At 55.3% G+C, this 12,202-nt stretch carries 14 protein-coding genes; 6 read left to right on the top strand and 8 right to left on the bottom strand.

Going from position 1 to position 12,202, the window contains the following annotated elements:
* Positions 1-9: 9 nt before the first annotated feature.
* A complete protein-coding gene (locus V4835_RS06115; RefSeq protein WP_121424411.1) occupies positions 10-495 on the top strand; it encodes an OmpA family protein in 486 nt (161 codons plus the stop codon).
* A gap of 2 nt (positions 496-497) precedes the next feature.
* On the opposite strand, the gene V4835_RS06110 is transcribed toward V4835_RS06115, so the two are convergent.
* The 7 genes from V4835_RS06110 to ffh all read right to left on the bottom strand — a co-directional run bounded on the left by V4835_RS06110 (position 498) and on the right by ffh (position 6,049).
* Complete coding sequence (locus V4835_RS06110) at positions 498-1,868, bottom strand: PepSY-associated TM helix domain-containing protein (RefSeq protein ID WP_331411532.1); 1,371 nt, start codon at positions 1,866-1,868, stop codon at positions 498-500.
* Between the two features lie 39 nt (positions 1,869-1,907).
* Positions 1,908-2,312 (bottom strand): DUF2946 domain-containing protein, encoded by a 405-nt coding sequence (locus V4835_RS06105; RefSeq protein ID WP_331411530.1) that lies wholly within the window; start codon positions 2,310-2,312, stop codon positions 1,908-1,910.
* A gap of 132 nt (positions 2,313-2,444) precedes the next feature.
* Entirely contained in the window at positions 2,445-2,792 is a 348-nt protein-coding gene (rplS, locus tag V4835_RS06100; RefSeq protein ID WP_002914145.1) for a 50S ribosomal protein L19, read from the bottom strand.
* A 43-nt stretch (positions 2,793-2,835) separates the two neighbouring features.
* On the bottom strand, positions 2,836-3,603 hold the full coding sequence (trmD, locus tag V4835_RS06095) for a tRNA (guanosine(37)-N1)-methyltransferase TrmD (protein ID WP_014832949.1): 768 nt from the start codon (positions 3,601-3,603) through the stop codon (positions 2,836-2,838).
* Between the two features lie 31 nt (positions 3,604-3,634).
* A complete protein-coding gene (gene rimM / locus V4835_RS06090) occupies positions 3,635-4,174 on the bottom strand; it encodes a ribosome maturation factor RimM (RefSeq protein ID WP_213823026.1) in 540 nt (179 codons plus the stop codon).
* 15 nt (positions 4,175-4,189) lie between these two features.
* Positions 4,190-4,438 (bottom strand): 30S ribosomal protein S16, encoded by a 249-nt coding sequence (gene rpsP, locus V4835_RS06085; RefSeq protein ID WP_003863133.1) that lies wholly within the window; start codon positions 4,436-4,438, stop codon positions 4,190-4,192.
* Between the two features lie 249 nt (positions 4,439-4,687).
* Positions 4,688-6,049: a signal recognition particle protein gene (gene ffh, locus V4835_RS06080; protein WP_014884878.1), complete on the bottom strand. Its 1,362-nt coding sequence runs from the start codon at positions 6,047-6,049 to the stop codon at positions 4,688-4,690.
* A gap of 166 nt (positions 6,050-6,215) precedes the next feature.
* Here ffh and V4835_RS06075 point away from each other — a divergent pair, with 166 nt between their 5' ends.
* Positions 6,216-7,007: a cytochrome C assembly family protein gene (locus tag V4835_RS06075; protein WP_063144210.1), complete on the top strand. Its 792-nt coding sequence runs from the start codon at positions 6,216-6,218 to the stop codon at positions 7,005-7,007.
* Between the two features lie 18 nt (positions 7,008-7,025).
* On the top strand, positions 7,026-8,312 hold the full coding sequence (locus tag V4835_RS06070) for an HlyC/CorC family transporter (RefSeq protein ID WP_032640969.1): 1,287 nt from the start codon (positions 7,026-7,028) through the stop codon (positions 8,310-8,312).
* Between the two features lie 52 nt (positions 8,313-8,364).
* Here V4835_RS06070 and grpE read toward each other — a convergent pair whose 3' ends face one another.
* Positions 8,365-8,958, bottom strand: a complete 594-nt coding sequence (gene grpE / locus V4835_RS06065; RefSeq protein ID WP_023333122.1) for a nucleotide exchange factor GrpE — start codon at positions 8,956-8,958, stop codon at positions 8,365-8,367.
* 122 nt (positions 8,959-9,080) lie between these two features.
* On the opposite strand from grpE, the gene nadK reads away from it, so the two are divergent.
* The 3 genes from nadK to bamE all read left to right on the top strand — a co-directional run bounded on the left by nadK (position 9,081) and on the right by bamE (position 12,183).
* On the top strand, positions 9,081-9,959 hold the full coding sequence (nadK, locus tag V4835_RS06060) for an NAD(+) kinase (protein WP_008502500.1): 879 nt from the start codon (positions 9,081-9,083) through the stop codon (positions 9,957-9,959).
* 85 nt (positions 9,960-10,044) lie between these two features.
* Positions 10,045-11,706 carry a DNA repair protein RecN gene (recN, locus tag V4835_RS06055; RefSeq protein ID WP_331411527.1) on the top strand — a complete coding sequence of 554 codons (1,662 nt, stop codon included), beginning with the start codon at positions 10,045-10,047 and terminating at the stop codon, positions 11,704-11,706.
* A gap of 138 nt (positions 11,707-11,844) precedes the next feature.
* Positions 11,845-12,183: an outer membrane protein assembly factor BamE gene (bamE, locus tag V4835_RS06050; RefSeq protein ID WP_023308883.1), complete on the top strand. Its 339-nt coding sequence runs from the start codon at positions 11,845-11,847 to the stop codon at positions 12,181-12,183.
* Positions 12,184-12,202: the final 19 nt, after the last annotated feature.

Raw genomic sequence — 12,202 nt, 5'->3', positions numbered from 1 at the left:
GGATACACTATGTTAAAACGTTACTTCGCGCCGATACTACTGGCCTCACTGGTTCTCGCAGGCTGTCAGTCGCCGCCGGAAGGCAAATTCACTCCTGAGCAAATTGCGGCGATGAAGTCTTACGGTTTTAACGAACTGAACGGTGACTGGTCGCTTGGCATGTCGGACACTATCCTGTTTGATAAAAATGACGCCAGACTGCGCCCGGAAAGTGAAACGCAGATCCAGTCCATGGCCTCCCGCCTGGCGGAAACCGGCCTGAACCACGCGCGAATGGACGGTCACACGGATAATTACGGTGAAGAAAGCTACAACGAAGCGCTGTCGTTAAAACGCGCCAATGCCGTGGCCGATGCCTGGGCTAAGGGCGCAAATATCCCACGCAGCAATCTCACCACTCAGGGATTAGGTCAAAAATACCCGGTTGCGAGCAACAGTACCCCGCAAGGGCGCGCTGAAAACCGCCGCGTCGCAGTGGTTATCAGCACGCCATAGGGTTATTTAGCGGATGGTTCGGCGAGCGTCACCCTGGTTGCCGCTCGCCAGCGCAGCCAGTCCACCAGAATAAACAGCGCCAGGCTCACGCCCATGACCGGCAAGGCCAGCCCCAGCAGTACGCTGATTATCACCGTAACCCCTCTTCCCCACCCTGACAGCGCCAGCCAGCTCTGACAAAGCGTCTGCACCGGATCCACGGCCGACTGTGCCGGACGACGCATCCACCACATCCGGTAACCCCAGATGATGAGCACGCACAGGGCGAGGCCGAACGCCACGAGCAGCAGCTGATTCACCAGCCCGAATAAGATCCCCATATGGAAATCTACGCCCCAGCGGGTCAGTTTTGCCATTAGCGGGAAATTCTCGAATCGGGTTCTGTCCAGGATCTGCATAGTAGAAGGATCAACCGCAACGGCATCGACCTGGGTCGGCCAGCTGCGATCGATTTCCGTCACCGTCCAGGCGCGATCCGCCGTTTTCGCCGGGCGGATCTCCAGCCTGTTGGCATCAATCCCTGCTTTACGCGCCGCGTTTAACACTCCGTCAAACTGCGTCAAATCCATCGCCATTTCCGGCATCATCATTCCGCCGTGATGGCCACGGTGTTCGGCATGTTCATCCACGATCTCATGTTGGCCGGAAAGCGTCGTGTTCACCTGCGGGGTCAGCCAGTTCATCTCTGCCCGCAGCCTGTCAACGTTCCCGCCAGCCCACTGGGACCAGGTCAGCCCGGTTGCTGAGAACAGCAGCATTCCGCCCAGAAGACTCCAGCCCAGCGTCACGTGCAGGCGACGTCGATTCTGGAAGCGATTATTGATCCGCCGTTTGGGTCGGGTATAAAACCACAGGGCAACACCGCCCAGCGCGGCAACCCACATCCAGGAGGCCGCAAGCTCGCTGTAGAGTCGCCCAACGTCGCCCAGCATCAGAGAGGTATGCAGGTAATCAATGGTCTGACGCAGCGGTAAAATCCCGCTGGTGCCGTATACCGTCATTTCCCCCAGCACCGTCAGGCTTACCGGATCAATAAAAATAGACCGGTTCTCCGATGGCCCAAGCGCAGGGTCAGCAAACATCACGCGGGTGGTTTCACCTTCAGCCAGCCCCGGACGCACGGCGTGCAAACGCACATCCGATCCAACGTTTTTTTCCGCCACGGCAATTTGTTCCGCCAGCGGCTGCGGCTCGCCCACGGCATTCGTGTGGAGCGCGTGCCGGTAGAGCGCATTCTCCAGCTGCGGGGTCGCCACATACAGCGTCCCGGTCAGCGCGGCAAAGAAGATAAACGGGCCGACAAACAGCCCAACGTAGAAATGGAGGCGACGCAGCAGGTTTCCCCATGCCGCGCGCGGAGTGCAGGTAGTCATACTTTTCCTTTTTAAGGCAGTAAGTTATCGATTTATTTTTTAAAGGGAAAAAGCAGACTGCCGCGGCGGCGCGCGGGTATCAGGATAAAGCCAGGGGAAAAAGTGCCAGTGGCTGACCGCCTGGCGCGGCGGCTTAACGCGAAGCCTCTGCAGCATCACGCTGAGCAGAACGATCAGCGCCAGCATCACGCCAGGGACATGCGCTAACAGCACGCAGTAGCCGCACGCTTCCGCATGGTCGACAGGCATCGTGTGCGGCATATCGCCGTGATGCTCATCCATCGACATCATGCTCATGTCATGATGCATGCCAGGCATCGCGCTCATGGGATCTTTCTGCAACGAGACGGAGATAAGCGGCGCTACCACAATCAGCAGGATCGCAAACAGCGCGGTCAATGCCGCTGCGCGTTTCCGGTTAGGCTGATGCAGTACGTTATCCACTTCCCCTCCACTCAAGAGGCAAGCATTGTAAATGATTTATGACAAAAGGGTTAACGCGAGAGGTGCGCAGGAACAAAAAAAGGGCCAGCCTTTCGGCCAGCCCTTTCTAACAGGATGTCGCTTAAGCGAATCTTAGTTCAGACGCTCTTTAATACGAGCAGACTTACCAGTACGCTCACGCAGGTAGTACAGTTTAGCTTTACGTACAGCACCACGACGTTTAACAGCAATGCTGTCAACTACCGGAGAGTGAGTCTGGAAGACACGCTCAACGCCTTCGCCGTTGGAAATTTTACGAACAGTGAATGCAGAGTGCAGACCGCGGTTACGAATAGCGATAACCACGCCCTCGAATGCCTGCAGACGTTTTTTGGAACCTTCAACAACCCATACTTTCACTTCCACGGTGTCACCTGGACGGAAGGAAGGTACGTCCTGCTTCATCTGCTCTTGTTCAAGTTGCTTAATAATGTTGCTCATAATTTAATCTCTTATCCTGGGTAAACTGATATTCGGGAGCGTATTACGCATTCCCATCATGTTCATGCTGCTGGTGCGCGTGTTCAGTTTTGAACTCGGCCAGCAACTTTGCTTGCTCTTCAGTCAGAGCCAGGTTTTCCAGAAGTTCAGGTCTTCTAAGCCAGGTTCGGCCCAGCGACTGCTTCAAACGCCAGCGACGTATCTCGGCATGGTTTCCAGACAGTAACACTGCCGGTACTTCCATCCCTTCTAACACTTCAGGACGAGTATAGTGTGGGCAGTCCAGCAACCCATCGGCAAAGGAATCTTCCGTTGCCGAAGCTTCATGGCCCAGAACCCCCGGAATGAACCGGGCGACGGAGTCAATCAGCGTCATTGCGGGTAACTCACCACCGCTGAGAACGTAATCGCCGATAGACCATTCTTCGTCAATCTCGGTTTGAATTACGCGCTCATCTATCCCTTCGTAGCGCCCACAGACCAGAATCAGCTTTTGATTCGTCGCCAGTTCGCTCACGCCCGCTTGATCAAGCTTGCGTCCCTGAGGTGACAGATAAATCACCTTTGCGCCTTCACCTGCCGCGGCTTTTGCTGTGTGAATGGCGTCCCGTAAGGGTTGCACCATCATTAACATCCCCGGTCCGCCGCCGTAAGGACGATCGTCCACGGTACGGTGCCGGTCATGAGTAAAGTCACGAGGACTCCAGCTCTGGATGCTCAGCAGGCCATTCTTTACTGCCCGGCCAGTTACCCCGTAATCGGTAATCGCGCGGAACATTTCAGGAAACAGGCTAATTATGCCAATCCACATAGCGCCGTCTTTTACCGTTTATCCGGAGAATTTAAAAACCAGGATCCCAATCTACTTCAATGGTTTGAGTAGTGAGATCGACTTTCTTGATAACCTGTCCATCGAGGAACGGAACCAACCGCTCCTTGATGCCAAATGCATCTTTCAGGTTTGCCTTAATGACGAGAACGTCATTTGACCCGGTTTCCATCATATCGATGACTTTCCCCAGGCTGTAGCCTTCGGTAGTGACTACCTGGCAACCCATAAGGTCTTTCCAGTAGTAGTCGCCCTCTTCCAGCTGTGGCAACTGCGACGAATCCACGACAATTTCACAATTAGTCAGCGCATTCGCGGCATCACGATCGTCAACGCCTTTCAGCTTGATGATGATGTCCTGATTGTGGTGACGCCAGCTTTCCAGCTCGACCTCTTCCCACTTACCGCCTTTCTGGATAAACCAGGGCTGGTAATCAAAAATGCTATCAGCGTCTTCAGTGGAGGAAAACACTCTGAGCCAACCACGGATACCGTAGCAAGAACCCATTTTTCCCAATATGATCGGTTCAACAGGTGCTTTATTGCTCATCATGACCACCGTGACAGATTAAGCTGCTTTGTTTGCTGCTTTGATCAGCGTAGCAACGCGATCGGAAACAGTAGCGCCCTGGCCAACCCAGTGAGCGATACGATCCAGATCCAGACGAGTTTCTTCTTCTGCGCCAGCGGCCAGTGGGTTGAAGAAACCAACGCGCTCGATGAAGCGACCGTTGCGTGCATTACGGCTGTCAGTAACAACAACCTGGTAGAACGGACGCTTTTTAGCGCCGTGACGAGCTAAACGAATAGTAACCATAACATCCTCTTGTGTGAATAAAACAACCGGGCCCCATCGAGGAACGGAGCCCGGGTGTCATATTAAAAGCCCGAAAATTTTACTGATTTTTGGGGAAAATGCAATCAGCAGTTGATAAGTCTGCTGTAAAAGGCCGTCGGCGGTGCAGCCAGTTTGGCGTCGGCGAGCGCGCAGAAAGCGGAGCGTACACGTAGTACGTGAGCATTTCGAGCACTCCCCGGCGTCAAAATGGCAAACAAGCCAGGCCGATTAACGTCCTGGGAAACCTGGGGGCATCATGCCTTTCATACCGCGCATCATCTTCGCCATGCCGCCTTTCTTCATTTTCTTCATCATGCGCTGCATGTCGTCGAACTGTTTGAGAAGGCGGTTCACGTCCTGTACCTGCATGCCGCAACCGGCTGCGATACGGCGTTTACGGGAACCTTTGATGATGTCCGGGTTAGCGCGTTCTTTAAGGGTCATCGAGTTGATGATCGCCTCCATACGCACCAGTACCTTGTCATCCATCTGCGCTTTCACGTTGTCAGGGATCTGGCCCATGCCCGGCAGTTTGCCCATCAGGCTGGCCATGCCGCCCATATTTTTCATCTGACGCAGTTGCTCAAGGAAGTCGGTGAGATCGAAACCGTCGCCTTTTTTCAGCTTGCTGGCCAGCTTCTCGGCCTGCGCGCGGTCAACCTTGCTCTCGATATCTTCGATCAGCGACAGCACGTCGCCCATGCCGAGGATACGGGAGGCAATACGATCCGGGTGGAACGGCTCCAGCGCTTCCGTCTTCTCACCCACGCCGAGGAATTTAATCGGCTTACCGGTGATGTGACGAATGGAGAGCGCCGCACCGCCGCGGGCGTCACCGTCCACCTTGGTCAGCACCACGCCGGTTAACGGCAGCGCTTCGTTAAATGCTTTCGCGGTATTCGCCGCATCCTGACCGGTCATGGCGTCGACAACGAACAGGGTCTCTACCGGGTTGATAGAGGCATGCACCTGCTTGATCTCGTCCATCATCGCTTCGTCAACGTGCAGACGACCGGCGGTATCCACCAGCAGCACGTCGTAGAACTTCAGCTTCGCCTCTTTCAGCGCCGCGTTAACGATGTCGACAGGCTTCTGCGCCACGTCGGACGGGAAGAAATCTACGCCGACCTGCTCGGCCAGGGTTTCCAGCTGTTTGATCGCCGCCGGGCGATAGACGTCCGCAGAGACCACCAGCACTTTCTTCTTGTGCTTTTCACGCAGGAACTTACCCAGCTTACCGACGCTGGTCGTTTTACCCGCACCCTGCAGGCCCGCCATCAGCACCACGGCCGGCGGCTGAGCTGCCAGGTTAAGCACCTGGTTCTCTTCGCCCATCGCCGAAACCAGTTCATTACGAACGATTTTGACGAACTCCTGACCCGGGGTCAGGCTCTTGTTAACTTCATGACCAACCGCCTTCTCTTTTACGCGGTTGATAAAATCACGAACAACCGGCAACGCCACGTCTGCTTCCAGCAGCGCCATGCGCACTTCGCGCAGCGTTTCCTTGATGTTCTCTTCAGTAAGGCGTCCGCGGCCGCTGATGTTGCGCAGCGTGCGCGACAAACGATCGGTTAAATTATCAAACATTGTCTCTCGCCTGAGTAGAAACGTTGGGCCGCCATGGGCGACACATACACAGAATTTTGCCGGAGTATAACATGAAGGCGCCTTTGTTGTTATGCAACGGTTGGAGCAGGCGTCACGTAACGTTATACTGCTTCTCTTTCTTATTAAGACAACTGTCGATGCCTATATGCCTGTTTTCGCACTGATCGCCCTTGTTGCCTACTCTGTCAGCCTCGCGCTGATCGTTCCCGGACTGCTACAAAAAAACAGCGGCTGGCGGCGCATGGCTATTCTTTCCGCGGTGATCGCACTGATTAGCCACGCGTTTGCGCTGGAATCACGCATAATCCCCGGCGACGGCAGCGTGCAAAACCTGAGCGTCCTCAACGTCGGCTCGCTGGTCAGCCTGATGATCTGTACGGTAATGACCATCGTCGCGTCTAAAAATCGCGGCTGGCTGCTGCTGCCGATTATCTATACCTTCGCGCTGATCAATCTGGCTCTCGCCACCTTTATGCCTAATGAATTCATTACGCATCTTGAGGCCACCCCGGGGATGCTGGTGCATATCGGCCTGTCGCTCTTTGCCTACGCGACGCTGATCATCGCCGCGCTTTACGCCATGCAGCTCGCCTGGATTGACTACCAGCTGAAAAACAAAAAGCTGGCGTTTAACCATGAAATGCCGCCGCTGATGGTCATTGAGCGTAAGATGTTCCACATCACCCAGGTGGGCGTGGTGCTGCTGACGCTGACGCTCTGCACGGGCCTGTTTTACATGAAGAACCTGTTCAGCGTGGAGAATATCGATAAAGCGGTGCTCTCCATCATCGCGTGGTTTGTCTATATTGTCCTGTTATGGGGCCATTATCATGAAGGCTGGCGCGGTCGTCGCGTGGTCTGGTTCAACGTCGCGGGTGCGGGCATTCTCACCCTTGCCTATTTTGGTAGCCGCTTCATACAGCAATTTGCTGGCTAAGAAACAAAGGAGTTCCCCCTGGAACACATCTCCACCACCACGCTGATCGTTACGCTGATCGTCATGGTGGTCATCTCCGCCTATTTCTCCGGCTCGGAAACCGGCATGATGACCTTAAACCGCTACCGGTTACGTCATCGCGCTAAGCAGGGTAACCGTGCCGCACGTCGCGTTGAAAAACTGCTCCGCAAGCCGGATCGCCTGATAAGCCTGGTGCTCATCGGCAACAACCTCGTCAACATTCTTGCTTCTGCCCTCGGTACCATCGTCGGGATGCGCCTGTACGGCAACGCCGGGGTGGCGATTGCCACCGGCGTGCTGACGTTCGTGGTGCTGGTGTTTGCCGAAGTGCTGCCGAAAACCATCGCCGCGCTTTACCCTGAGAAAGTCGCCTACCCGAGCAGCTTCCTGCTGGCACCGCTGCTGATCCTGATGATGCCGCTGGTCTGGCTGCTGAACATGGTGACGCGCGTACTGATGCGGATGGTGGGAATCAAGGCCGATGTCACCATCAGCAGTGCGCTCAGCAAAGAAGAACTTCGCACCATCGTGCATGAATCCCGCTCGCAGATCTCCCGACGCAATCAGGACATGCTCCTGTCGGTTCTGGATCTGGAAAAGGTGAGCGTGAACGACATCATGGTGCCGCGTAACGAAATCGTCGGTATCGACATCAATGACGACTGGAAAGCCATCGTTCGCCAGCTGACGCACTCCCCGCACGGGCGCATTGTGCTCTATCGCGACTCGCTGGATGACGCCATCAGCATGCTGCGCGTGCGCGAAGCCTACCGTCTGATGACCGAGAAAAAAGAGTTTACCAAAGAGGTGATGCTGCGCGCCGCCGACGAGATTTACTACGTGCCGGAAGGGACCCCGCTCAGCACGCAGTTGGTGAAATTCCAGCGCAACAAGAAGAAAGTCGGCCTGGTGGTCAATGAGTACGGCGATATTCAGGGGCTGGTGACGGTCGAAGATATTCTGGAAGAGATTGTCGGGGACTTTACCACGTCAATGTCGCCTTCCCTCGCGGAAGAGGTCACCCCGCAAAACGACGGCTCGGTGCTGATTGACGGTAGCGCGAACATTCGTGAACTCAACAAAGCCTTTAACTGGCATTTGCCGGAAGATGAGGCTCGAACCATTAACGGGATGATTCTGGAAGCGCTGGAAGAGATCCCCGCGGCGGGCACGCGGGTGCGCATCGAGCAGTACGATATTGATATCCTGGACGTACAGGACAACATGATTAAGCAGGTGAAAGTCCTGCCCGTGAAACCCCTGCGCGAAAGTATCGCTGAGTAAGGCTGTAGGCCGGGTGAGGCGAACGCCTCCACCCGGCACTACGAATGGCAAATTACGCTTTCGCTTTCGCCACGGTCACCATTGCAGCGCGAATGGTACGGCCGTTCAGGGTGTAACCTTTCTGCATTACGCCCAGCACCTTACCGGCTTCCACCTCTTCGGACTCCACCATCGCAATCGCCTGGTGAACGTTTGGATCCAGCGGAACGTTGGTATCGGCAATCACTTCCACGCCAAACTTACGCACTACGTCGAGCATGGATTTCAGCGTCAGTTCGATACCTTCGATCATCGCCGCGTTGTCCGGATTTGCTTTGTCAGCCACTTCCAGCGCGCGATCGAGGCTATCAATTACCGGCAGCAGTTCGTTGACGAATTTCTCCAGCGCAAATTTATGCGCCTTCTCAACGTCCTGCTCGGTACGACGACGCAGGTTTTCCATTTCCGCCTTGATGCGCAGAACACCATCGCGTTCGCGATTCTGTGCTTCTACCAGCTGGGCTTCCAGATTCGCAATTTTTTCATCGCGCGGGTCCACCTGCTCAGCAGATGCGTCTGGCTCTACAGCCTCAACTTCATCGTGCTGTTCCGTGATAATTTCTTCAGGGGCTTGCCCCTCAGGCGTTTTCTGTTCTTTACTACTCATGAATTTCTCCGCGTTTTTCTGCATTCATCTCGCTAACTTCGCTTATTATGGGGATCAGTTTCCGGGATTCAAGGGAACAAGACAGATTGTCATCATTCATCAGGCACAAGGACCTCCAGAAAATGAATAATCATTTCAGGTGTATTGGGATCGTCGGGCATCCGCGTCACCCTACTGCATTGACGACACATGAAATGTTGTATCGCTGGTTGTGTAGCAAAGGCTATGAAGTGATGGTCGAGCAGCAGATTGCGCAAGAGCTGCAGCTGAAGAGCGTCAAAACCGGCACGCTGGCGGAAATTGGCCAACAGGCCGATCTCGCCGTGGTGGTGGGCGGCGACGGCAACATGCTCGGCGCGGCCCGCACGCTGGCGCGCTATGACATCAAGGTCATCGGCATCAACCGTGGCAATCTCGGCTTTTTAACCGACCTTGACCCGGACAATGCGCAACAGCAGCTGGCCGACGTGCTGGAAGGCCACTATATCAGTGAAAAACGCTTTTTACTGGAAGCGCAGGTGTGCCAGCAGGACTGCCAAAAGCGCATCAGCACCGCGATTAACGAGGTGGTCCTTCACCCCGGTAAAGTGGCGCACATGATCGAGTTCGAAGTCTACATCGACGAAATCTTTGCCTTCTCCCAGCGTTCTGACGGGCTGATTATCTCCACCCCGACCGGCTCAACCGCCTACTCGCTTTCTGCCGGCGGCCCGATCCTGACGCCCTCACTGGACGCCATTACCCTGGTGCCAATGTTCCCGCACACGCTCTCCGCCCGCCCTCTGGTTATCAACGGCGACAGCACGATACGTCTGCGCTTCTCGCACCGCCGTAACGACCTGGAGATCAGCTGCGACAGCCAGATAGCGCTGCCGATCCAGGAAGGTGAAGATGTTCTGATTCGTCGGTGTGATTACCACCTGAATTTGATTCATCCGAAAGATTACAGCTATTTCAACACATTAAGCTCGAAGCTTGGCTGGTCAAAAAAATTATTCTGATTTTGCATCCAGTACTTTACTGTATATAAAACCAGTTTATACTGTATGAAAACACAGTCATGGTTTTTCATACAGGAAAACAATTATGCTGGCACAACTGACCATCAGCAACTTTGCCATTGTTCGCGAGCTTGAGATCGATTTCCACAGCGGCATGACGGCGATCACCGGGGAAACCGGTGCAGGTAAATCCATTGCCATTGATGCCCTCGGCTTGTGCCTTGGCGGCCGCGCAGAGGGCGATATGGTGCGCATGGGCGCAAACCGTGCCGACCTGTGCGCCCGTTTCTCCCTGAAAGACACCCCTGCCGCCCAGCGCTGGCTGGAACAGAACCAGCTTGAAGATGGACGTGAGTGTTTACTTCGCCGCGTGATCAGCAGCGACGGTCGTTCACGTGGCTTTATCAACGGCACGGCGGTTCCGCTTTCCCAGCTTCGCGAACTCGGCCAGCTGCTTATCCAAATCCACGGCCAGCACGCGCACCAGCAACTCGTCAAACCAGAACAGCAAAAAGCGCTGCTGGATGGCTATGCGGGTGAGTATGCGCTTACTCAGCTTATGGCAGAGCACTATCGCCAGTGGCATCAGAGCTGCCGCGAGCTCGCCCAACATCAGCAGCAAAGCCAGGAGCGCGCCGCACGCGCGGAGCTGCTGGCGTACCAGCTCAAAGAGCTGAACGAATTCAACCCGCAGCCGGGTGAGTTTGAGCAAATCGACGAAGAGTACAAGCGTCTGGCGAACAGCGGTCACCTGCTCTCAACCAGCCAGAATGCGCTCAACCTGCTGGCGGATAGCGAAGACGTGAACCTGCAAGGCCAGCTGTATAACGTCCGCCAGCTGATTACCGAACTGGTCGGCATGGACAGCAAGCTTTCTGGCGTCCTGGATATGCTGGAAGAAGCGGCGATTCAGATCTCCGAAGCCAGCGACGAACTGCGCCACTACTGTGAACGTCTGGATCTTGACCCGAACCGTCTGTTTGAGCTGGAGCAGCGTATCTCCCGTCAGATCTCACTGGCGCGCAAGCACCACGTCACGCCGGAAGAGCTGCCGGGCTACTATCAGTCTCTGCTGGAAGAACAGCAGCAGCTTGACGATCAGGCTGACTCACAGGAAACCCTCTCTCTGGCGGTGAACCTGCACCATGAACAGGCGCTGGCAACAGCACAAAAACTGCATGAAATCCGTCAGCATTACGCCCAGGAGCTAAGCCAGCACATCACCGACAGCATGCACACGCTGGCGATGCCGCACGGCGTCTTCACCATTGATGTCCGCTTTGAAGAGAACCACCTGACGGCGGAAGGTGCGGATCGCATCGAGTTCCGCGTCACCACCAACCCGGGGCAGCCGCTGCAGGCTATCTCCAAAGTGGCCTCCGGCGGTGAACTGTCGCGTATTGCGCTGGCGATTCAGGTGATTACCGCGCGTAAAATGGAAACCCCGGCGCTGATTTTCGATGAAGTGGATGTCGGCATCAGCGGCCCAACGGCGGCGGTAGTAGGTAAACTGCTGCGCCAGCTAGGCGAATCAACGCAGGTGATGTGTGTCACCCACCTGCCGCAGGTCGCGGGCTGTGGTCATCATCACTTTATCGTCAGCAAAGAAACCGACGGTGAAATGACCGAAACGCACATGAAGCCGCTGGATAAACGCGCGCGTCTGCAGGAGCTGGCACGCCTGCTCGGCGGCAGCGAAGTCACGCGTAACACGCTCGCGAACGCGAAAGAACTGCTGGCGGCATAAACTTTTTCGGGATCTCAGGGTCATACAGAACAACAAAAACGCCGCCAGACCGGTTTCAAAGTGGGGCAAGGTCTATTATCATCGGCATATTACATATGAGCCGCGTTCTGCTCGGGCCCGAAAAGGAATCAAATCACTATGCGTTGTAAAATGCTGACCGCTGCCGCAGCGGTTCTTCTGATGTTGACCGCAGGCTGTTCCACTCTGGAGAAAGTGGTTTACCGTCCTGACATCAACCAGGGGAACTACCTTACCCCTAACGATGTGTCCAAAATCCGTGTGGGGATGACACAACAGCAGGTCGCTTATACACTGGGAACCCCGATGATGTCCGATCCGTTCGGCACTAACACCTGGTTCTATGTATTCCGTCAGAAGCCGGGCCACGAAGATGCGACCCAGCAGACCCTGACGTTGACCTTTAGCAGCGCCGGTGTGTTGACCAACATCGACAACAAGCCTGCCCTGACCAAATAATCAGAAGTCAGAAATGCAA

Source organism: Enterobacter cloacae complex sp. CARB60, assembly GCF_036487345.1.
Taxonomy (GTDB): Bacteria; Pseudomonadota; Gammaproteobacteria; order Enterobacterales; family Enterobacteriaceae; genus Enterobacter; species Enterobacter asburiae_D.
The sequence above is the reverse complement of the archived record's forward strand: the minus strand, read 5'-3'. Positions and strand labels throughout refer to the sequence as shown.